This is a genomic window from Burkholderia vietnamiensis LMG 10929 (assembly GCF_000959445.1).
Taxonomy (GTDB): Bacteria; Pseudomonadota; Gammaproteobacteria; order Burkholderiales; family Burkholderiaceae; genus Burkholderia; species Burkholderia vietnamiensis.
Genome location: NZ_CP009632.1, coordinates 1059383 through 1082324, shown reverse-complemented (window position 1 = coordinate 1082324; position 22942 = coordinate 1059383). Strand labels below are relative to the sequence as shown.

Sequence of the window (22942 nt, the reverse complement as noted above, 5' to 3'; positions counted from 1 at the left end):
CGGAACCGGCGACATTGTGAAGCGCATCGCCGGCAGTCGTCCGTATCGGCGATCCGGTGCCCCGGCCACGCACGGCAACGCGCATTGCGCGCGCCGGGACGAGATGCCGCTGCTGCCGTGCGCGCATGTGAATTGGTCCGTCGCCCAGGTGCGCCGCGATTGCGCGGCGGCAGCGCAGGCGGCCATGCGTACGCGCCGGTCCGAGCGTTTTCCATGCACGCAACCGAGAGAGAACTAATGATCTCCCAATCCATCTTCAAGGCATATGACATTCGCGGCGTGGTCGGCAAGACGCTCGACGCCGACACGGCGCGCGCCATCGGCCGCGCGTTCGGCAGCGAAGTGCGCGCGCAAGGCGGCGACGCCGTCGTGGTCGCGCGCGACGGCCGCCTGTCCGGGCCGGAACTCGTCGGCGCGCTGGCCGATGGCCTGCGTGCGGCGGGCGTCGACGTCGTCGACGTCGGCATGGTGCCCACGCCGGTCGGCTATTTCGCGGCGAGCGTGCCGCTCGCGCTGAAGGCTGGCGAGCGCCGCGTCGATTCGTGCATCGTCGTCACCGGCAGCCACAACCCGCCCGACTACAACGGCTTCAAGATGGTGCTGCGCGGCGCGGCGATCTACGGCGAGCAGATCCAGGCGCTGTACCGCCGCATCGTCGACGAGCGCTACGACACCGGCAGCGGCTCGTACGAAGCATTCGACGTGGCCGATCAGTACATCGCGCGCATCGTCGGCGACGTGAAGCTCGCGCGTCCGCTGAAGCTCGTCGTCGATGCAGGCAACGGCGTCGCCGGTCCGCTCACCACGCGTCTGTTCAAGGCGCTCGGCTGCGAGCTGGTCGAGCGCTTCACCGACATCGACGGCACGTTCCCGAACCATCACCCCGATCCCGCGCACCCGGAAAACCTGCAGGACGTGATCCAGGCGCTGAAGGACACCGACGCGGAACTCGGCTTCGCGTTCGACGGCGACGGCGACCGTCTGGGCGTCGTTACGAAGGACGGCCAGATCATCTACCCGGACCGCCAGCTGATGCTGTTCGCGGAGGAAGTGCTGTCGCGCAATCCGGGCGCGCAGATCATCTACGACGTGAAGTGCACGCGCCATCTCGCGCAGTGGGTGAAGGAGAAGGGCGGTGAGCCGCTGATGTGGAAGACGGGCCATTCGCTGGTGAAGGCGAAGCTGCGCGAGACCGGTGCGCCGCTCGCGGGCGAGATGAGCGGCCACGTGTTCTTCAAGGATCGCTGGTACGGCTTCGACGACGGGCTGTACACGGGTGCGCGGCTGCTTGAGATTCTGGCGAAGACGGCCGATCCGAGCGCGGTGCTCAATGCGCTGCCGGACGCGATGAGCACGCCGGAATTGCAACTCAAGCTCGAAGAAGGCGAGAACTTCCGTCTGATCGAGAAGCTGCAGAGCGAGGCGAAGTTCGACGGCGCGGACGAGGTCGTGACGATCGACGGGCTGCGCGTCGAGTATCCGGACGGCTTCGGCCTCGCGCGCTCGTCGAACACGACGCCGGTGGTCGTGCTGCGCTTCGAGGCGGAGACACAGGAAGGGCTCGAGCGTATCCAGGCGGATTTCCGCCGCGTGCTGACGGCTGCGAAGCCGGACGTTGGCCTGCCGTTCTGACGAACACGAGCGTGCTCGCCGGCGGCGCTTCGGACAGGCGCGAACGGCGCCGCGCCGCGAGCGGCACGATCGTTCATCGAGCACACGACGAACTGCTCGCGGCGCGCGCGGTTCGGATTTTCATCGCATCGGAACACTTTGGAGAAAAAGGATGTCGGGTTACCTGGAACTGAAGGCGCAAGCCGATGAACTGATGCTGCGTGCCGAGGAGGCGCGGCAGGCCGAGCTCGAGACCGTTCTGCAGGAGGTGCGCGCCCGTATCGCCGAATACGGGCTGACGGCCCGGCAGATCTTCGGGCGTCCGGGCCGTGCCGTCAGGGCATCGACGCGCACGCCGACCGGCGCGCCGAAGTATCGGGACCCGAGCACCGGGCGCACGTGGACAGGGCGCGGGCGTGAACCCGCGTGGATCAAGGGCAAGCGCCGCGAGCGTTTCCTGATCGAGCGCCAGGAAGGCTGATTGCCGGTCCCGCGCACGCGCCGGGCAGGACATTTCGAGCATCGTGACGGCGTGTGCGCGGGCCACACCTCGCACCCGGCGCGGCAGCGCTGGTCTTGTGCGGCACCGACGAACCCGGCGGCCGCGGGCCTGCGGTCACGTCGTCTGTCCTTGCGGGATTGCCACTGCGTTTGCGCGTTCCGCAAGTGTCGTCGGCATGACGACAGCCGTCCCTTCCACCACGACGAGCCCGTCCACTTCGCAGCGGGTCTCCAGCACCACCCGCTTGCGGTTCGCGACGATCTCCTTGACGGTCACCGTCGCGCACACCGTTTCGCCGAGCTTGACCGGCCGCCTGAACTGCAGGTCCTGCGACAGATAGATCGAACCGGGGCCGGGCAGGCGCGTCGCGATCGCCGCCGAGATCACCGACGCCGACAGCATGCCGTGCGCGATGCGGCCGCCGAAACGCGTACGCTTCGCGTAGGCCTCGTCCAGATGCACGGGATTGCGATCGCCGGACGCGCTCGCAAACAGGAAGATGTCGCGCTCCGACAGCGTCTTCCTGAAGTCCGCGCTCATGCCCGGCAACAGGTCTTCGAGATCGTAGCCGCCTTCGTGGTTCATGGTCTGCTCCTGATGGGTTCGTATCCGGGGGCGTCGCGCATGCATCGAGCACGCTCGTCGGTCATGCCGCCGCGTTTTCGCGTTCGGCGGCGGGATGCGAGCCGGTCGACGCGAACAGTCGCTCCGCCTCGGCGAGCGCCGATTGCGCGGCCGGTACGCCGGCGTAGGGCAATGCGCCGGCGATCGCGTCGACGATCTCGTCTCGCGACGCACCGAGCGACAGCGCTTCGCGCATGTGCATGACGAGTGCGTCGGCATCCGCGTTGCGGGACAGGCAGGTCAGGCACGCGATGGCCGTCAGCAACCGCGCCTTCGCGCGATCAAGCGCTTCTTCATGCCGCGATGCCGGCGCGTGCGACGCGTCGAGATACCGCGCGAGTTCGGGCGGAATGCCGTCGAGGTCGTCCGGCGTATCCGGCGTGCAGCACATGCCTGCGTCGTTCGAGGCGGCGCGGCGCTCGATGTCGCCCAACACGTCGAGCGCGATGCGCGTCACGGGGAGCACGAGCGGCCAGCCCAGATAGCCGGTGAGCTGAATCAGCACTTCGGTCAGTTCGCTGCGCGTCCAGCCGAGTCTCAGGCACGCGTTCAAATGCCGCCGAACCGCATCGTGCCGATTTTCCAGCGCGATCACGATCGCCAGCGTTGCGAGCGCGCGCTCCTTCGGCGTCAGCGCATCGAGTGGCTGTTCCGGATCGTCGAGCATGCGCGCAACGGTCGCGTCGCACGATGCGGCGGTACACGCATCGAATCCGGCGTCGACGCCATGCGCGCGCAGCAACATGAACACGTTTCGCAAGCCGGCCATGGCCACCGGCATTCCCGCATATCGGCGCGTCAGCCACACCGTCGCGAGCACGGCTTGCGGCGCCCAGCCGGTATTCAGCATGCCGCCCGCATGGTATTTGAGCGTGGCTTCCGTATTGCCCATCACGGTCAGGACTGCGACGGTGATGAGCTCGCGGTGCTTCAGCGCGAGATTGGGCCGGGCAATGATGTCCGCGTACGCGCCCTCGATCAGCAGGCGCCTGAAGTCGGGATCGAGCATGTCGAGCGCCGCGCTGAGTTGCGCAAAGCCGTCGCTGCCGATCGCATGGATCACGGACATCCCGAGGTCATGTCTGGAGATCGCCTTGTCGCGCATGGTGTGTCGAATCAATCGAACAGGAGTATCGATGCTGTCGATGATATTCGCGCGATTGACGAGCAATTCTGAACTTTTATGAACTGTCATCGACACTCGATTCCCGCCGACTAGAATCGCTCCATTACGCGATCACGACGACGTTCGCATGCATCGAGCGACGTCTGCGCATCGCCGAAAAGCATCCGTTCCATCAACGTAACCGGGAGAACGCTGTGCTGAAGCTTCAAGACAAGATCGCCCTCGTCACCGGCGGCAGCTCCGGTATCGGCCGGGCCGCGGCGTTGCTGTTTGCGCGAGAAGGCGCACGGGTCGCGGTCGCGTCGCGCCGCATCGAGGAAGGGCTCGCGGTCGTCGAGGAAATTCACGGTGCGGGCGGCCACGCCATGTTCGTGAAGACCGATGTGTCGATCGCCGACGATTGCAGAAATGCGGTGGCGCAAACCGTCAACACATTCGGCAGGCTGGATATCGCGTTCAACAACGCGGGCGTCGAGGCGTTCGGCAATCCGGTGGCCGATACCGACGAATCGACCTGGGATTTCGTCGTCGACATCAACCTGAAAGGCGTATTCCTGTCGATGAAATACGAAATTCCGGAATTGCTGAAAGCGGGCGGCGGCTCGATCGTCAATATGGCGTCGGCCTATGGTCTCGTCGCTTCGGCATTCGGCGGCTGCAGCTATCACGCGTCGAAGGCCGGCATCCTCGGGCTGACGCGCGCCGCCGCGCTCGAATACGCGCAGCAGAACATTCGCGTCAATTCGATCTGCCCCGCGTTCGTTGCGACGGCGATGGTCGAGAAGTTTCTCGCCGAGACGAACATGACGGATCAGATCAAGCGTTTTCATCCGGTGGGCCGCCTCGGCACCGAGGAGGAGATCGCTCAGGCCGTCGTGTTTCTTGCAAGCGATGCGTCGTCGTTCATGACCGGCACGACGCTGACCGTGGACGGCGGCATGACCGCGGCCTGACGCCGCGTTCGTGTTCGCGTGGCGCCCGGCGCGAGCACCGGGCAGATCGAATCAGACACTGCATGGATATCAATATGGATGCCAAAACACTAGACGTCGTGGTCGAAGCGAGGCGGGAACCGGTTGAATTGTTCGACGTCGGCGCGCCGATTCCATTGGGGCTCGTGCCGAGCCGGATGCATGCGTGGACGATCCGCCGGGAAAACCACGGCGAACCCCATCAGGCGTTCACGAAGGAGATCGTCGACGTGCCGTCGATCGGCCCCGACGACGTGCTGATTCTCGTCATGGCGGCCGGCGTCAACTACAACGGCGTGTGGGCCGCGCTCGGGCAGCCGTTTTCGGTGCTCGACCTGCACGACGATCCGTATCACATCACCGGTTCGGATGCGGCAGGCGTCGTGTGGGCCGTCGGTTCGAACGTGAAGAAGTGGCAGGTCGGCGACGAGGTGGTCGCGCATTGCTCGCAGGTCGACGGCGACGACGAGGAATGCAACGGCGGCGACCCGATGCTGTCGCCCTCACAGCGGATCTGGGGTTACGAAACGTCCCACGGATCGTTCGCGCAATTCGCGCGCGTGCAGTCGACCCAGTTGATGCCGCGTCCGAAGCACCTTACGTGGGCCGCGAGCGCGTGCTACACGCTTACGCTCGCGACCGCGTACCGGATGCTGTTCGGCCACAAGCCGCACGTGCTGTCGCCGGGGCAGTCGGTGCTCGTGTGGGGCGCGGCGGGCGGGCTCGGGACGATGGCGATCCAGCTCGCCGCGCTGGCCGGCGCGCGCCCGGTTGCCGTGGTGTCCGACGACGCGAAGGTCGAGTTCGTCAAGCGTCTCGGCGCGGTGGGCGTGATCAACCGCGCGAACTTCTCGTGCTGGGGCGCGCCGCCGCCCGTCGATGCGAAGGTCGAATACGCGGCTTACGTCGACGGCGTCAAGAAGTTCGGCAAGGCGATCTGGGACGCGCTCGGCGAAAAGCGTGACGTCGACATGGTGTTCGAACATCCGGGCCGCAACACCTTCGCGCCGTCCTGCTACGTCGTGAAGCGCGGCGGGATGGTCGTGTTCTGCGCCGCGACCAGCGGCTATGACCTGACCTGCGATGCGCGCTACATCTGGATGCGGCAGAAGCGCATTCAGGGCAGTCACTTCGCGAGCCTGAAGGAAGCGGCGCAGGCGAACCGGCTCGTGGTGAGCGGCAAGATCGATCCGTGCCTGTCCGAAGTGTTCCCGTGGAACCGGCTGCCAGACGCGCACGAGAAGATCCGCACGAACCAGCACCTGCCGGGCAACATGGCCGTACTGGTCCAGGCGAGCAGCCGCGACGACCTCGACGCGGCGCGCCGCCACTAGGCATGAAGCCTTTTTCCATCTGCGAGAACGGTATGGACCGGTCAACACCACCTGCGCAACGGGTCGCCATCATCGGCATGTCGTGCCGCTTCCCGGGTGGCGCATCCTGTGCGTCGAGCTACTGGGCGCTGCTGAATTCGGGGCGCACGGCGATTCGGGAGACCCCGCGCGAGCGCTTCGACATCGACGCGTTCTATTCGCCGGATCCGGACGCGCCCGGCACCACGTATTCGCGCGTGGCAGGTTACGTCGACGATCCGTTCTGCTTCGACCGCGGGCTGTTCCGCACGTCGGCGGCCGAGGCGCTCGAGATGGACCCGCAGCAGCGCTGGATGCTCGAACTGGCGTGGCACGCGCTGGAGAATGCGGGCATCGCACCGGGACGCTTGCGCGGCAGGAACGTCGGCGTGTTCATGACGACCGGCGAAGCCGATTACGGCCGGCGCACCGTGTGGTCGGGCGACCCGACGAAGATCACCACCTATTCGAAGCTCGGCAATCTGCGCGCGATGGCGCCCGGACGCGTGGCGCACATCCTCGGCCTGAGCGGGCCGGCGATCTTCGTCGATACGACCTGCTCGTCGTCGCTGGTCGCGGTGCATCTTGCCGCGCAGAGCTTGCAGGCGGGCGAATGCGACGTCGCGATCGCCGCAGGTGCGAACCTGATCCTCGGGCCGGAGGAAACCATCGGCGTCGCGCGGCTCCAGGCCATGTCCGCATCGGGACAGTGCCGCCCGTTCGATGCAAACGCCGACGGTTATATCCGCGGCGAGGGCGGCGGCGCGCTCGTGATGAAACGGCTCGACGATGCGCTGTCCAACGGCGATCGCGTCGACGCGGTGCTGGTGGGCTCGGCCGTCAACAGCGACGGCGCGAGCAACGGCCTCACCGCGCCCAACGGGGCGGCGCAGGAAGCGGTGATCCGTCGTGCGATGGCGCGCGCGTGCGTGCGCCCGGAAGCGGTCGCCTATGTGGAAGCGCACGGCACCGGCACGGCGCTCGGCGATCCGATCGAGCTGTCCGCGCTGCGCAACGTCCATGCACGCGCCGGCTCGCGCGACAAGCCGGTCCTGGTCGGCTCCGTCAAATCGCAGCTGGGGCATCTGGAGGGCGCCGCGGGGATGGCGGGCATCATCAAGGCGATGTTGATTCTTCGGCATCGTCATGTCCCCGCACAGGTCAATTTCGCGACGCCGAATCCGCGCTTTCGCTGGGATGGCGCACCACTCGAGATTCCGCGCGTAGGCACGCCGCTCGGCGAGGGCGACCGGTTGGTCGGCGTCAGCGGCTTCGGCATCACCGGCACCAACGTACACGTGATTCTGGCTGCGCCCGCCCCGGCGCCCGACACCGCTGCGCCGGCGGCGCGCGAGCGCGTGTTGACGCTGTCGGGGCGCTCCGCGCAGGCGCGCCGACGCGTCGCGTCGGCGTGGCGCGCGTGGCTCGCCGATACGTCGACGCCGATGCGCGACGCCTGCCACACGGCCAGCGTGCGGCGCGATCACTTCGAGCACCGGGTCGCGCTGGTCGGCACCACGGCGGCCGATTTCGTCGCTGCGCTCGATGCGTTTCTCGCCGCGAATCCGACGGGGCAATGGCACGACGGCGCGCCGCCGAGAATGCCGCGGCTCGCGTTTCTGATCCCGGGGCAGGGCGCGTGGCAACCGGGCGTCGGGCGCACGCTCTACGACGAAAACGGCTTGTTCCGCACACACGCGGATGCATGCCTGGCGCGGCTCGACGCAGCGACGGCACGCGACGTGCTCGATGCGATTGCGGGACGCGGTGGCGAAAGCGTCAGCCATCATCCGGGGCAGCTCGCCCATTTCGTCGTGTGCTATGCGCTGGCGCGCACCTGGATGGAACTGGGCGTGCGGCCCGATGTGCTGATCGGGCATTCGCTCGGCGAGCACGTGGCCGCCGTGATCGGCGGCGTGATGTCGCTCGCGGACGGACTGAAAGCCGTCGAGGCGCGCGGCCGCCTGTTCGATACGGCGACGCCGGCGGGCGCGATGCTCGCCGTTGCCGCCGCGGCGCACGAACTCGAGGCGCGCTTCGCGTTCGGCACCGAGCTGTTCGTGGCGGGCATCAACGGACCGGAGCAGACCGTGGTTAGCGGCACGCCGGACGCGGTCGCGCGCGTTCATGACGCGATGGTCGCGGCCGGCAAGCGCGTGTCGATGCTCAAGACCTACGGCACGCCCGGCCATTCGCCGCTGCTGCGCCCGATGCGCGAAGCGTTCCGGCAGGCGCTCGCGCCGCTGACGTTCGCGCAGCCGGCGATTCCGATCGTCTCCACGCTGACGGGCGCGGTCGTGACCGCGGCGATCGCCGGCGTCGACCATTGGCTGGACCTCGTCGAGCAGCCGGTGCGCTTTCATCAGGCGCTGCTCGCCGCGTCCGACGGCAACACGCTGTTCGTCGAAGTGGGGCCGGGCGCGGCGCTGTCGAAGCTCGCGCGCGCCGCGGCGGGCGGCGACTGGCAACGGGCGGTTTCGTCGCTCGCGGACGGACCGGACGGCGACGAGGAGGCGGAAACGACCGGCTTCGCGCACGCGTGCGCGCGGCTGTACTGCGTCGGGCAGACCATCGCGTGGAACCGGCTCTACGGTCATGCGCCGCGTCCCGCCGAAGCGCCCGGCTATGCGTTCGACCGCGATCGCTTCGAATTGCCGTTCGCCAATAGCGTGCATGTGCCCGTTGCGCCCGGCGGCGTATCGCAGCGACACGACGGTGCGCGTGCCGACGCATCGGACCAGCCGGCTTCGCTCGTCGGGCATTCGAGCGCCGCAGTCGCCAAGCCAGATGCCCAGCACGTGCTCGCCGCGATGCGCACCATCGCGGCAACGGTCGCGCCGGACGGCATCGTGGTCACGGATGATCGCTCGCTCGTCAGCCAGGGTCTCGACTCGCTCGCATTGACCGAATTGCGCGTACGCATGCACCAGCACTTCGGCAGGATGCCGCCGATCTCGATGCTGGCGCGCGGTGCGTCGCTCGCGACGCTGGCGGAGTGGTTCGGGGCGTCGAGCGGCAGTACGCCGAGCGCATCGCGCGCATCGGCGGTCGCGCCGGACGCGGCGACGCCCGGCGGCCACGATCCTGAACTGGTCGTCACGTTGCGCCCGGGCACCGGGCCGTTGGTCGCACTCGTGCATCCGGTCGGCGGCAACGTGCTCTGCTATCAGGAGCTGGCGGACGCGTGGCCGGGCGACCCGACCGTCGTCGGGATCCGTCATCCGTATGCGGAGGAGGGCCATGCGCCCGCATACCTGTCGATCGAGCAACTGGCGTCACGCTATCGCGCGGCATTGCTCGCCGCGCATGGCCGGCTGCCAGACGTGCTCGGCGGCTGGTCGTTCGGCGGCATCGTCGCGCATGAAATGGCGGCACAGTGGGAAGCGGCGGACGCGAGCGCGCCGCCTTTGATGATGATCGACAGTCCGCTGCACGACGGCGACTTCACGACGCGATTGCGCGCGCTCGCGCGCGATTTCGTCGCGCTGGATCCGTCGCAGGCCGTCGAGTCATGGCTCGCCGATCCCCGCTTCGATGCGATGCTCGATCGCGACTTCTACCTCGCCGACGTGCGACGCCGCGCGCCCCCCGACCTGTTCGCCCGTCTGTCGCAGCTGCATGCGATGAGCGCGGTCGCACTCGCGCGTCATCGGCCGCAACAGGTGCGCGCGCGCATCGCGTATGCACTGGCTACACGGACCGCGGGGGCCATGACGGACGCACAGGCCACGCGCGAGTTGCGGCTTCTGACGCGCGGCGGCATCGCGGTGAGCGTATTCGACGACGACCACAACTCCATCGTGCGTGGCGCGTCCGCGCGTCGCGTCGCGGGTTTGCTCGACGGCGGCGCCGAGGCCGCGGAGCCGCAGCCTCAGCCGCATTCGACGTCCGCGCAGGCGAAAGTGTGCTGATTCAGCCGTACCGTGCCCGGTGCTTGCGCCGGGTCATTTTCGTCCATCCGCCTTTAGGGAATCGATGCCATGAGCGAACAACTTCAAGCTGCAACCGTGAACGGCTCCGCAGTCACTGCGCAAACCATCCTCGCATGGATCCAGGAGTGGGCCGAAGCGAACCATCTGAAGGTGCCGACTGATCTCGAACAGACCTTCGCCGACGCCGGCTTCGATTCGATGCATTCGGTGGAACTCGCGTTCTTCCTCGAGGAGCGCCTCAAGATCAAGATCGACGACACGGTGCTCTACGACCATCCGACTTTCATTTCGCTGGCCGAGCATCTCGTGTCGCTCGGCGGGCATGACGCGAGCGCAGCGGCGGCGTCGAACGAAGCGGCCGGCACCGGCAACTGGTAATTCGCGCGCGCCGGCTTCGGAGCGGTTCGCCGTCCGGCGCGCGTCACCGATCTTCACCGGAGGACGAAAGATGGCGGACTACCTATGCGCCGGCGCCCGCATGTCGCGCGTCGTCGGTTGCGGCTCGGCCCTGCCCGAGCGGCGCATGACGAATCACGACATCGCCCGCATGGTCGACACCACGGACGAGTGGATCACGCAGCGCACCGGCATCGTGGAGCGCCGCATCGCGGCGGACGGCGAGCATACGTCCGACCTTGCGATCGGCGCGGCGCGCGCTGCACTCGGGCACGCCGGCATCGGCGGGGCCGACGTCGACCTGATCGTGCTCGCCACCTGCACGCCCGATCGCACGATGCCGGCAACGGCGGTACGCGTGCAGGAAGCCATCGGGATGCGCGGCGGCGCGGCGTTCGACGTGCAGGCCGTGTGCTCGGGCTTCGTGTTCGCGCTGTCGGTCGCGGACAACATGATCCGGCTGGGCCAGGCCCGCACCGCGATCGTGATCGGCGCCGAAACGATGTCACGCATCGTTGACTGGCAGGACCGCAATACCTGCGTGCTGTTCGGTGATGGCGCGGGCGCGGTGGTGCTGCGCGGCGATCACAGCGACGGCGACACGCCGCGCGGCGTCCTCACCACGCATCTGCACTCCGACGGCCGGTATCACGACAAGATCCATACCGACGGCGGCGTATCGTCGACGCGCGATGCCGGCAAGATGCATCTGGAAGGACGCGACGTGTTCCTGCATGCGGTCGTCAATCTCGCCGAGGCATCGCAGGAAGCGCTCGCGTCGCAAGGTCTCAAGCAGGACGACGTCGACTGGATCGTGCCGCACCAGGCGAACCAGCGCATCGTGCAGACGCTCGGCGTAAAGCTGAACCTGCCGATGGAGAAGGTCGTGGTCACGGTCGACAGGCATGGCAACACGTCGGCCGCGTCGATTCCGCTTGCGCTCGCCGAAGCGGTGGCCGACGGGCGCATCAAGGAGAACGATCTCGTGCTGACGCCGGCGATGGGTTCGGGCTTCACGTGGGGATCGGCGCTGATCCGCTGGTAGCGCGCAGCGCGCGGATGTGCCGGCCGTGCGGGCTACACGCGCAGCGCCGAATGCGCGTCGGCCGACCGCTAGCCGCCGGGGTTGGGGGCGTGGCCGGCGATGAAGGCGTCGACTTCGGTCAGGCAAAGCGGCGCGCCGAGATAGAAACCCTGCGCTTCGATGCCGGCCAGTCCGCGGGCCCATTCGAACTGCTCGGCCGTTTCGATGCCCGTCACCACGGTCTGCTTGCGATGGACTTTTGCAAGATGCACGAGGGTCTCGAGCACACGCATCGCTTCGTCGTTCTGCGCGACGTCGCGCAGCAGCGATCGATCGAACTTGACGATGTCCACCGGCAACTGCTGCAGCAGCGTCAGCGCGTTGAAGCCCGCGCCGAAGTCATCGAGCGCGACGCGCACGCCGATCGCCTGCACCGCGTGAATGGCCTCGACCAGCCAGTCGAGCCGCGCAGGCGGCACGACGTCGGTCAGTTCGATTTCGAGGCGATGCGGGTCGACGTCGAGCGTATCGAACAGTGCGGCGAGGCGCGCGGGGAAATCCGCATGTCCGAGTTCGAGCGGCGACAGGTTGATGGAGATCGACAACGCGTGATGGCCGGACGCGGCCCACTGCGCGAGCATTCGGGTGGCCCGCTGGGTCAAGAGATCCGTGAATTGTCCGGCGAGCCGCGAATCCTCGACCATGCTGATGAACGCGCTCGGCTCCAGCACGCCGCGCGAGGGATGTCGCCAGCGCATCAGGTATTCGAAACCGCTGAGCGCGAGCGTCTGCAGCGTGAATTTCGGTTGCAGCAGGAAGAAGAATTCGTCCTCGCGAAGCCCGCGTTCGGCGTCATTGAGTGGATGGTTCATTGCGAGCGTGCGATTCATGAATATTCCATATCGGCTGAACCGAAGACGTGCTGGTTCGTGATGAGGGGATTTTATTGGCCGGATATGTGAATTACAACTTTCAAAAATAAACAAATGTAAAATTGTTTAATCGTTTGGTGGTTTTGCGGTGATATTTATTTCCTTAAAAAGGCGAGTCTTTCGTCGTTATGAAAAATTATGAAAGCTCGCACTTTCGAATCTGCCTGATTGGCTGTAATTGGCTTGTGTCGTGGATTTTGTTGGTTGTTCGTGGGGAGTTGACCGAGAGCGGATTCGCAATTTTCGAGACCGTAAGATTGTTTTGATACATGATTACAGTTCGAAAAAATGTGATATGTGGACGGTAACGGTTGATTTCAATGTCTAATGATTTACATGTATACTGGCGGCGCATGAGAGGATTTTTTTTGTGTGTTTTTCGTCAGAGTCTGCGTGAATGTTTCCAGATATCGTGTTTCCGGGTCGACGCTTGATGTTTCCACATATTGGGCAGGTCATGTTCGAGATTCGCGGGGCGAGTTCGCGGAATTCGAGTTCGTCGCTGCGAGCGACGTGTAGCGCGATAGCTTGAAGCATCGTCGAATCGGCATGATCGGAAAATTCTTCGCATCGAGATCGCGTCGCGCACCGGACGCGGGCTTCGATCTTGCGAGAGAGTGGGCGTACGTCACGATAGCGTTCATGCTGCTCGCCGCGGCGCTGACCGCGACACCGCTGCTGCATCGCATCGACCGGGCATTGTTCGACCTTGCAGCGCCATCTGTCGTTGGTGCGGCAGGCGGTTCACCGGCTGCGACCGTGACCGATGCCCGCAACGCGGCCGCCGGGCGCCCGGCGAACGACGACGCACGCATGCCTTCGCGAGCGGCCGCGATGCCGCCGATGATCGGTTTCGCCGGGCGGCTGCTGTTCAACGAGGCGGTCGTCGTGCTGATTGGCGTATTGCTCTACCGGCTCGGTCCGAGCGCGGGCGTGATCGTGTCCATCGCGTTGCCGGTTGCGATCGCGGCCGTCGCGGCTGCCCTGTTCCAGTATCAGCATCGCTGGTTGCCACCTGCTCCGGGCATGTTCGTTTGCGTGCTTGCCGGCCTGCTGTGGTCATGGCGACGTCTACGCGCGTTGCTGCGCTTCGTCGTTCGACTGGCCGACCGTCTCGCCGCCGAGCCGTCGCTGCACGCCGAGACGCGCGCCGTTTCGCATGGCGCCGACCCGGTTCGGCGCGCACTCCAGCGGGCCGCCGCGCTGGACGCACAGGTGCGCGGGTATCGCGCGTTGATCGACGCATGGGTCGACAGTCTGCCGGAGGCAACGCTGATTGCGTCGGCCACCGGCACCGTGCTGCTGGCGAACCAGCGTGTCGCCGCGTTGTGTGCGGACCCCGACGCGGCCGCGCCGCCTTCGCCGGCCGGGCGCTCTGTGTCCGACGTGTTGTTTCAGATCACCGCGTCGCATCGCGCGATCGAGTTTGCCGCTCAGGCGCTGACGAGTCTCAATCACCCGTCGGAAGGAGACGATCTGACGGCGCAGACGAAATCGCGGCTGGACCAGGGCATCGAGATCGCCAATTCGCGAGGCGGCCGCTCGCTGCTGATCAAGTGCGCGCCGATCCGGCCATCTGCTTATGGCGAGCGCGCGCTCGTATTCCATGTGGCGGACGTTTCATCGGTGCGGCTCGCCGAGCGACAGCGGGACATGGCGTTGCGTTTCCTGTCGCACGACATGCGCTCGCCGCAGGCGTCCATACTCGCGCTGGCGTCGCAGATCCGGCGCGATCCGTCACGCTACACGCCGCAGCGCTTCGCCGAACTGGTTTCGCAGTATGCGACGCGCGCGCTCAGCCTGTCCGACGACTTCCTGTTTCTCGCCAAGGCCGAGAGCCTGCCGCCGAAGCTGGCCGCGGTGGATCCGGCGCTGGTGCTCGGCGATGCGGTCGACGATCTGCTGCCGCAGGCGAGTGCGCGCTCGACCACGGTCAACCTGATGGCCGAGCCCGGTCTCAGCACCATCGCGGACGTGAAATTGCTGCGCCGCGCGTTCGTCAATCTGATCGGCAACGCGATCAAGTTCGGTCGCGAGGCGTCCACAGTCGATGTGGAACTGTCGGCCACGGAGCGGCACGTGAAGATCGCCGTGACCGATTACGGCATCGGCATCTCGGAGCAGGATCGGGAAAAACTGTTCCGGGAATTCACGCAACTGGACGGCCATGCCGGATCGTCCGGACACGGTCTCGGCCTGGCATTCGTGAAGACCGTCGTGGATTCGCTTGGCGGCAAGCTGCAGGTGCGATCGACGCTCGGTGAGGGCACGACGTTCTTCATGTTCCTGTCGCGCCACCATCACGACGCCGCGTTGGGCGGTTGAGCGCGCTCGATGCGGTGACGCGCGCCGGCGCGGCGTTGCGCGAACGCAGCTGCGGCGGCTGCGGCCCTCACGCTATGCGCCCGAAACGATCTGGATCCGGCGCGCTTCGGGCGCGCCGTTCTGTTTGGCCGGCGTGGCCAGCTCGAACTCGAGGACCGTACTTCTGGACGGCAGCCGCAACAGCACCGACGGATCCTGAACGCTGCTGCTGCGGAAATAGGCGGGGCTGGTCTCCGCTGCGGCGAGCAGCGGCGTGTCGGGCAGCGACGGCCAGAACGCGATGAAGCCGTAGCCGTCGTCCGGCTCGAAGCGATTGCAGATGCCACGCACGCGCGAGCCGACTTGCCCCCACGCCGGCCCGCCCCCACCCCAATCGCGCACCGGCAGAAGCCCGGGCACCAGATAGCCGCTGATGAATTGATCGGCGGCGTCGCGCAGCTCGGCCGCGACGTTGTCGAATCCCAGCACCTCGACGCGGCAGCCTTTTTTCTGCAGCGCCCGCACGACTTCCGCGAAATCGCCGTCGCTGGTCGCGATCAGCACCGTGTCGAGCCGGTCCGATTCGGACAGCGCGTCGATCGCCATGCCGAGATCCGAATTCGATTTGATCGTTTCCGTGCCGTCTTCGTCGGCATAGTGCCTGAGCGCCTTGACCGTGACCCGGAAGCCCTTGTCGCGCAGCGCCGCCTGATAGGCTTTCATCCGCGTGTCGTAGTCGGGCGAGCGGGACGCGCGGCGTTCGTCGAAGCTCAGATACGCATGCAGTCGCTGGATCGTGGCGCCTGCGCGACCGGCCAGCGCGCGCAATACCTCGTAGCGCATCATGTGACCGCCGTTCGCGTCCATGCTGCTGCCATCCACGTACACGCCGACCCTTCTCATCGTCGTCATCCGGATTCCTGCTGGTTTCTCGATCAGGTGACGGATCGACGCCGCCGCACCACGTCACGGGGATAGAAGTATTGGCATGCGCCCGGCTCGCGCGCAGCGGGCGGCACGGGCGACCGGGCGCCGCATGGAGCGCCGCGAGCGCGCGCCGCGCGGCACCCGGTCGCCCGGAATTGCGGCGGCAGCGCCCATTGGCCGGCGGGCGACGCGCCTCACGCGGGCGAGGCGTGAAGCGCGTCGCCGGCTTCGCTGCCGTCAGTTGCGGCCGCTTACGGTGATCGCTACGCGGCGATCGGGCTGCAGGCATGCGATCACGGCGCTGCTGCGGCCCGGCGGGCAATGCGTGACCGGCTCGCTCGACCCGACGCCTCGCGCTTCGATCACGCTGCCGTCGAGGCCATGCGAGATCAGGTAAGCGCGTACCGTCTGCGCGCGGGCGCGCGACAGCGGCTCGTTGACCGAGGCCGGGCCGATACGGTCGGTGTGGCCGACCACGACGATCCGCGTGATCTCGTTGTGGCGCTTGATGCGCTCGACCGCGTCGTCGAGCTGCGCCTTGCCGGCCGGCAGCATCGAATCGAGGCTCGATTTGCCGAAGGCGAACAGCGCGTCGCTTTGCAGCGTGAACTGCTCGAGCGTCGCGGCCGGCGCGGCGGCTGCGGCCGCAGGCGCGGCGGCCGGTGCGCGGACGAAATCGGCGCATGCGGGATCGCGCCAGTAGGTGTTGCTCACCTTCATGTGCTCGTCGTATCGCACCTGATACTGGCAGGTGACGACTTCATTGCCGCGGCGGAAATCGAACAGGTAGTTCCACGTGTGGCTACCGACGAACCACTCGTTGAAGTGGGGCGGCTCCAGCAGGTCGAACATCTGGTCCTTGTTCAGGCCGGGGCCGACGTTACGCAGATTGGCTACGTTCACGAAGGTGCCGCCCTTCGGGCTGGCCGATTGCGGATCGGGGAATCGGGGCGGGCCGTCGACGGCGCAGCCTTCGAGGGAAACAACCGAGAGCAGGCTGACAGACAGCGCAAGTGCCCATTGGATTTTCATGATCAGTTTCTCGCATCGTATGAGGAGCGGCGCGCCGGGCAACCGCGGCAACGCTCGATGAAGCGTTGCGCAGCCCGGAGCGGCACGGTTGCATGTCGGGTTCTCGCGATCACCACTGATAGCCCGCGCCGATCACGGCACCGTAGTCGTTGCGCGTATTGGTCGTGACGGCGGCCTTGTAGATCCAGTGATTGTTTTCCGAGATCGTCGAGATGCCGAGGGCCTGGCCCGACTGGCTGTGGTAGTAGCTGCCGGCGATCGCCACCATGCTCTTGCCGGGCCCGGAAGGCTGCGGCAGACCGGCGACGGCCATTGCGCTCGCCGCACCGGCGTCCGCGTCGCGCCGCAGCCCCTGGATCTTCGCGTCGGTGTAGGCGTTCGCGTTGCCGACCGCGGCATTCAGCTGCTGCACGTTGACGCCGTCGGTCGGGGCGGTCCCTGCCGCGACGTTCGTGAGTTGGCGCGTCGAGTTGGCCGTGCCGATCGAGACGACGTTGTTGCGTCCTTCGTCGTTGCTGCCGGCGCCGATCGCGACCGAGCCGTTGCCGGAAGACGTCGAGCCTGCGCCGATCGTCGTCGAACCCGTGCCGGATGCCGTCGAACCGTTGCCGACCGCGGTGCTGTTCGAACCCGACGCGACGGCGCCGTTGCCGCCGGCCGACGAGTTCGAGCCGGTCGAGGCGGGCGGCGTGGACGAGCCGGGTGTCGACGGGAAGCCGCCGTTGGTGTTGCTGAGGTTCTGGATCAGCGTCGTCAGGTTCTGGTTGACCGCGTCGAGCTGGCTGACGTTGACCGCATCGGTGCCCGCAGAGCCGGCCGCGACGCCGGTGATCTTGCGGTTGCCGAGGTTCACTTCGCCTGCCGACGACTGTGGGCTGCTCAGTCCGTATGCGATGTAGTTGGACTGCGCGCCGACCGTCGTGACCGAACCCGCGCCGATCGCGACGCTGTTCGCGAAGGTCGCGCTCGCGCCGGCGCCGAGCGCGAGCGTATCGGCGGCGCTGCTGTTCGAACCCGAACCGATCGCGATGCCGCCCGACGCGCTGGCGACGGCGTTGGCGCCTTGCGCGATCGATTGCGGGCCGGTCGCGCTCGCGCCGCTGCCGAGCGCGATCGCATCGGCCTGCCCGGAATTCGCGGCCTGTCCGATCGCGACGCCGCCGGGCGCCGTCTGCTGGACGACCGCGCCGTTGCCGATCCCCACGCCGTTGTCGCCGTTGACGACGGTCGTCGGGCCGACCGCGACCGACTCCGCGCCGACGGCGAGCGAATCGGCCGCCGTCGAATTCGCGTGGAAGTACATCGTCGGCGTGACCGAGAACGATTGCAGCGCGCCGGTCAACTGCCGGACCGTCACCGCGTCGTGCGCGCTCGTGCCGTCGGCGACGTTGGTCAGCTGACGGTAGGTGTTCCCCGACGCGCTGCCGAACGACACGGAGCCGAGCAGCGTTGCGTCCGACGTGTTGAACGGCACGGTGTGGCTGCCGGCCGGAATGGTGCCGCTGCCCGCCGCGACGGCGCGGTCCGCCACTGAGCCCGAGCCGATCGCTACGCTGCCGGCGATCGACGCGGTCGTCTGCGTGCCGAGCGCCATGCCGTTTGCGGCAGTCGACTGCGCGCCGGTGCCGGCCGCGAAGCTGTCGGTCGCGCTGGCGAGTGCCTGAGGACCGACGGCAATGCTGTCCGTGCCGGTTGCCTGGCTGTCCGCGAGCGTCGAGTTCGCATGAAAGTATTTGATCCCTGCGCCGTTGTTGATGTTCGAGATCGCGGTCGTATTGGCCGTGACCTGCTCGTTGGTGGCGAACAGTTGCGAGCCGTTGACTGCGTCCGTGCTGGTGCCGCTCAACTGGCCGGCCGCGACGTTCTGGATCTGCCGTTCAGCGCCGGCCGAGCCGACGCTCACCACGCCGGCCGGTGCTGCGCCTGCGAAGTTGTACGTCACGCCGCCGATCACGCCGCTGGCCGTCGGCGTCGCCGCCGTGGTCGTCGCGTTGGCGCCGAGCGCGACCGAGTTCGCGATCGTCGCCTGCGCGTTGCCGCCGATCGCGACCGCATCGGCACCGGTCGCCGACGAGTCGGGGGCCGTCGAATTCGCGTGGAAGTACTTGATGCCGGCGCCGTTGTTGATGTTCGAGATCGCGGTCGTATTGGCCGTGACCTGCTGGTTGGTGGCGAACAGTTGCGAGCCGTTCACCGCGTCGGTACTGGCGCCGCTCAGCTGACCGGCCGCGACGTTCTGGATCTGCCGCTCGGCGCCCGGGGCGCCGACGCTCACCACGCCGGCCGGCGCCGTGCCCGCGAAGGTATAGGCGACGCCGCCGATCGTCGCGCCGGGCGTCGGGGTCGCCGCGGTGGTGGTCGATCCGGCGCCGAGCGCGACGCTGTTGGCCACGCTCGCGATTGCGCCCGAGCCGAGCGCGAGGCCGTTGGTCGCGGCGGCCTGCACGACCGCGCTGTCGCCGAGCGCGACGCCGCCCGCGACGTTCGCCTGCGACGCGTTGCCGAGCGCCACCGCTCCCTGGCCGTTCGCGACGTTGGTATTGCCGAGCGCGACCGCGCCGTTGCCGCTCGCGGTGTTGTTGGCGCCCATCGCCACTGCGCCGTTGCCGGTCGCGGTGTTCGGATCGCCGATCGCCACCGCGCCGTTGCCGTTCGCGGTCTGGCCTTCGCCGAGTGCGACGGCGCCCGTGCCGCCCGCGACCTGCGAGTTGTGGCCGCCGGCGATCGAGCCGGCGCCCGCGGCGGCCGCGACCGTGCTGGTGTCGCCGAATGCTACTGTCGAGCCGGCGAGCGCCTGCGAGTTGGTGCCAAGCGCGACACCGCCGTAACCGGCCACATGCGAATTCACGCCGACCGCCACCGAATTGTCGGCGCTCGCGGTCGCGCCCGCGCCCACTGCCGTGGCCGAGATACCGGAAGACGTGGCGAGGTTGCCGATGGCGATGCCGAACAGCGTGGCCGCCGTGGCCGTATTGCCGAAGGCCATCGAGCTGGTACCGCTCGCCGTCGCCTGGTTGCCGAAGGCCTGCGCATAGATCGCGCCGGCGAGCGCGTTGTTGCCGATCGCGACGGCCTGGGCGCCCGTCGCCTGCGTGCCCGAACCGGGGACGCCGGCCGTGCCGCCCGGCCCGATCGCGATCGAACTCGCGGCCGATACGCCGCTATTCACGCCGATCGCGATGCCCGACGCGCCGCTGACCGACGCGCCCGATCCCAACGCGACACCCGCTGCCGCCGCGGTCGTCGTGATCGACTCGAATCCCGTCGCGACCGAATAGGCGCCGGCCGCCGTCGCCTGGGTCGACAATGCCGTCGCGTGATCGCCCGATGCGGTGCTGTTCGCGCCGAGCGCCGTGGCAAAGGTGCTGGACGCCGACGATGTCGTGCCGATCGCGATGGCCGACGTGGCCGACGCGCTGGCGTTCAGGCCCTCGGCGATCGCATTGTCCGCAACCGATCGCGCGCCCGGTCCCAGCGCCGTGCTCGCGATGCCGGATGCCGTCGAAAAGTCGCCGAGTGCATTCGCGTTTTCCGCGGAAGCGGTCGCGGACGTCCCGAGTGCCGAAGCGTTGGTGTCGCTCGCGAACGCCGAGTGCCCCAGCGCCGTTCCACCGATGCCGCTCGCCGTGGCGTTGCCGCCGATCGCGGTCGAACTGCTGTTCGACGCCGTCGCCGCCTGCCCGAATGCGCTCGCGCCGGTGCTGCCCGCGACGGCGCTGGTGCCGACCGCTGTCGCCGCGGTGTCGGTCGCTGCGGCCAATCGCCCGAGGGCAACGGCGTATTGTCCGGTTGCCTGCGCGTTGGGGCCGACCGCCGTCGCCATCTGCGCCGAGGCTATGGCCGCGGGACCGAGCGCCGTGCTGGTCTGCCCGGACGCCGTCGTGTTGACGCCCATCGCGAGCGAGTTCCCGCCGGATGCAAGCGCATTCGCGCCCATCGAGATCGCGCCAGCGGCGGACGAATGGCTGTTCGTGCCGACCGCTACCGCGTTCAGCCCCGTGGTCGATGCGCCGCCGCCGATCGCGACGCCCAGGCCGCCGCTGGCCGAGGCCGCTGCGCCGCCGGGGCCGGAGATCGCGACATCGCCCGTCCCGGTCGCGCTGCCGGTGCCCGCGGCGTACTGCGCATGGGCGAGCTGCCACGACGCGCCGAGCCAGACGGGAATCGCCAGACCGACCAGCAACCGGATTGTCCGTTGATGTGCGGCCGCGACGCTTGGTTGCGCGCAGCGGTCGTCGCATATGGTCGCCGCCCCGCCGGCGCTGCCTTTGCCGCGCGCCTTGCCAAGCTCGGATGCGGCGACGAACGCGCCCCGCGCGTTGCTCCATATGACTTTGTGCACTCTGTTCATCTCGATGCTCCGTGTGGAATAAGCACTTCTCTATCGGCGTTGATTGGGTCGTAGTCCGAAGCGGGACCGGTGAATGAAAGGAGAGTCATGACCGGTGTGGAGGGGACTTGGGGGGCGTCGAGCGTTTACGGGCCGCACGGATGTCGTTGCGCGACGGGGTCGGCGAGCGCGGCGACCGCACTCGACGTGGCAGAGAACGCCGCATTGCCGTGCGTCGGTGCGAACGCGTTCGATGGCTGTCGGTGCGTCGCGCGCAGGTGGGCCGTGCGGTGGTCCGACGTGCGCTCCGCGCGCGCAGGCATTGCGAGCTGGACCGCGACGCGTGTGCGTCGTGAGGGATGGGACGGCGCCGATCGCGACGCGGCGCTATTGGCGCGCAGGGGCCGCCTGAATGCTGCGTGGCCGGATATTCGGACGGCGGTGGATCGTCTCGGCGAATTCGACATTTTTCAATCTCGATATAAGTAAAGCGAAATCGGCGATATATCGCCGCTACTCTATTGAATGTCAGATGCTATATATGGGTCTTTGTCGTTCGAATTGCATCGCGATACGTCCGCGACCGCGATTCGAACGGGTACGGAAAAGCCCCGGCTAAATCGGCTCGATGCTCGATGGCAGAGTCGCTTTGGCCGGCTATAAAGGTCACCGATAGAGGTGATCGTCCGTTATCTGCTTCGTATACCTATTCTGCTTTGAATTTGCGGTTATTAATTTTGCCGATCTTTTCGATGGCTAGATGTTAGGAGAGGAAGTCGCAATTAAAAAGTGAACATTTGTCACTTCAAAGAAGCGTGAAAATTTACAAAATTTCGTTTTAAACGAACGGGCTGGACGCGCATTGAAAAGAGGAGGCCGAACCATTTCTGACGAATGGTTGGGGGTGGACGAGCGAAGACTCGGCAGCGCGAAACGACCGGGCTGTCGTTTCGCGGATTTGTGAAGGTGTGCGCGATGCCCGGTTCGGCAGCGCGAAGCAGGATCGTCGGGGGATCGTGGAGCAACGCACGCTGCCGCGCGCGGCATCACCCGCCGCTCACACGCGACTGTCGATCAGCGCCGGCTCGTTGAAGTGAAGCTCCGTTGAAGCCCGGGTCTGATCGAGTCGATATCCCAACGTGTAGATGGCCGACAGCCGCAAGCCGTTCTCGATGCTCAGCTTGAGCTTTTGCCGGATTCTGTAGATGTGCGTGTCGAGAGAACGCGACTCCGTTCCGAGTTCCCGGCCCCAGGCCGTCGTCGCCAGCTGCTCGCGCGACATGATCTTGCCGATGTTGTTGAACAGGCACGCGACGAGCTGGAATTCCTTCGTCGTCAATTCGATCGTGTCGTCGCGAAGCCGCACGGTGCGATGCACGGGATCGAGCACGTATTCGCCGGCGCGAATCGGCTCGTCGCGCTTCACCTTCCGCCCGATGCGACGCAGCAGCGCATTGACTCGCGCCGCCAGTTCTTCCGCGCGGAACGGTTTGCTCAGGTAGTCGTCGGCTCCGGCTTCCAGCGCTCTGACGACGTCGAGCTCCTGCACGCGGCTGGTCAGGAACAGCACGCCGTATTCGACGTCGGCGCGGGTCCGGATCCAGTTCAAAACCTCGATGCCGGTGAGGCATGGCAAGTGCCAGTCCAGCACGACCGCGTCGACCGACTCGGAGCGCAGGAACCGCAGCGCCTGCTCGCCGTCGACGACGACCTTGATCGTGTGACAGAAAGGGGCCAGTGCGCTTTGCACTTCTTCGGCCTGAACGGGATCGTCCTCAACCACCAATATGCGCATTCATGCACCCCGGATACCTTGGTTGGCTTGATCGCAAACGCGGCGCGGCCGATGCGCAAACGTTTGCCTTTCGATGCGTGTGGA

Annotated in this window: 15 protein-coding genes and 1 pseudogene; 8 read left to right on the top strand and 8 right to left on the bottom strand. The window is 67.0% G+C overall.

The features are described from left to right. Positions 1–237 precede the first annotated feature (237 nt). Positions 238–1632, top strand: coding sequence for a phosphomannomutase/phosphoglucomutase (locus AK36_RS29555; protein ID WP_045579866.1), 1395 nt, complete (start codon positions 238–240; stop codon positions 1630–1632). Positions 1633–1783: 151 nt separating this feature from the next. After that, entirely contained in the window at positions 1784–2092 is a 309-nt protein-coding gene (locus AK36_RS29550) for an H-NS histone family protein (protein ID WP_011880553.1), read from the top strand. 135 nt (positions 2093–2227) lie between these two features. Here AK36_RS29550 and AK36_RS29545 read toward each other — a convergent pair whose 3' ends face one another. Together AK36_RS29545 and AK36_RS29540 are read right to left on the bottom strand one after the other, a co-directional pair. Beyond that, positions 2228–2698 carry a MaoC family dehydratase gene (locus tag AK36_RS29545; protein WP_045579865.1) on the bottom strand — a complete coding sequence of 157 codons (471 nt, stop codon included), beginning with the start codon at positions 2696–2698 and terminating at the stop codon, positions 2228–2230. Positions 2699–2759: 61 nt separating this feature from the next. Further along, positions 2760–3806 carry a carboxymuconolactone decarboxylase family protein gene (locus AK36_RS29540; RefSeq protein ID WP_080938804.1) on the bottom strand — a complete coding sequence of 349 codons (1047 nt, stop codon included), beginning with the start codon at positions 3804–3806 and terminating at the stop codon, positions 2760–2762. 251 nt (positions 3807–4057) lie between these two features. On the opposite strand from AK36_RS29540, the gene AK36_RS29535 reads away from it, so the two are divergent. The 5 genes from AK36_RS29535 (at position 4058) to AK36_RS29515 (ending at position 11559) form a co-directional block, all read left to right on the top strand. Then, positions 4058–4816 (top strand): SDR family NAD(P)-dependent oxidoreductase, encoded by a 759-nt coding sequence (locus tag AK36_RS29535; RefSeq protein WP_045579863.1) that lies wholly within the window; start codon positions 4058–4060, stop codon positions 4814–4816. A 74-nt stretch (positions 4817–4890) separates the two neighbouring features. Then, on the top strand, positions 4891–6168 hold the full coding sequence (gene ccrA / locus AK36_RS29530; RefSeq protein WP_045579862.1) for a crotonyl-CoA carboxylase/reductase: 1278 nt from the start codon (positions 4891–4893) through the stop codon (positions 6166–6168). 32 nt (positions 6169–6200) lie between these two features. Further along, positions 6201–10097, top strand: a complete 3897-nt coding sequence (locus AK36_RS29525; RefSeq protein WP_052691602.1) for a type I polyketide synthase — start codon at positions 6201–6203, stop codon at positions 10095–10097. Between the two features lie 69 nt (positions 10098–10166). Then, positions 10167–10496 (top strand): acyl carrier protein, encoded by a 330-nt coding sequence (locus tag AK36_RS29520; protein ID WP_045579860.1) that lies wholly within the window; start codon positions 10167–10169, stop codon positions 10494–10496. Positions 10497–10566: 70 nt separating this feature from the next. Further along, positions 10567–11559, top strand: coding sequence for a beta-ketoacyl-ACP synthase III (locus AK36_RS29515; protein ID WP_045579859.1), 993 nt, complete (start codon positions 10567–10569; stop codon positions 11557–11559). A gap of 68 nt (positions 11560–11627) precedes the next feature. Here AK36_RS29515 and AK36_RS29510 read toward each other — a convergent pair whose 3' ends face one another. Further along, on the bottom strand, positions 11628–12524 hold the full coding sequence (locus AK36_RS29510; protein WP_224383395.1) for an EAL domain-containing protein: 897 nt from the start codon (positions 12522–12524) through the stop codon (positions 11628–11630). Positions 12525–13112: 588 nt separating this feature from the next. Here AK36_RS29510 and AK36_RS29505 point away from each other — a divergent pair. Beyond that, a complete protein-coding gene (locus tag AK36_RS29505; RefSeq protein ID WP_224383394.1) occupies positions 13113–14795 on the top strand; it encodes a sensor histidine kinase in 1683 nt (560 codons plus the stop codon). 72 nt (positions 14796–14867) lie between these two features. On the opposite strand, the gene AK36_RS29500 is transcribed toward AK36_RS29505, so the two are convergent. The 5 genes and pseudogenes from AK36_RS29500 to AK36_RS29485 form a co-directional block, all read right to left on the bottom strand. Then, positions 14868–15677, bottom strand: coding sequence for a LabA-like NYN domain-containing protein (locus AK36_RS29500; protein WP_158348969.1), 810 nt, complete (start codon positions 15675–15677; stop codon positions 14868–14870). Between the two features lie 261 nt (positions 15678–15938). Continuing rightward, positions 15939–16733: an OmpA family protein gene (locus tag AK36_RS29495; RefSeq protein ID WP_045579998.1), complete on the bottom strand. Its 795-nt coding sequence runs from the start codon at positions 16731–16733 to the stop codon at positions 15939–15941. A 109-nt stretch (positions 16734–16842) separates the two neighbouring features. Then, a complete protein-coding gene (locus AK36_RS29490; protein ID WP_404842519.1) occupies positions 16843–20808 on the bottom strand; it encodes a YadA-like family protein in 3966 nt (1321 codons plus the stop codon). Between the two features lie 219 nt (positions 20809–21027). Next, positions 21028–21084, bottom strand: a pseudogene (locus tag AK36_RS34810) (ESPR-type extended signal peptide-containing protein); the annotation flags it as partial. Between the two features lie 1036 nt (positions 21085–22120). Beyond that, the gene (locus tag AK36_RS29485; RefSeq protein WP_045579855.1) at positions 22121–22858 is read right to left on the bottom strand and encodes a response regulator transcription factor; all 738 of its coding nucleotides are present in this window, start codon (positions 22856–22858) and stop codon (positions 22121–22123) included. Between the last annotated feature and the right edge of the window lie 84 nt (positions 22859–22942).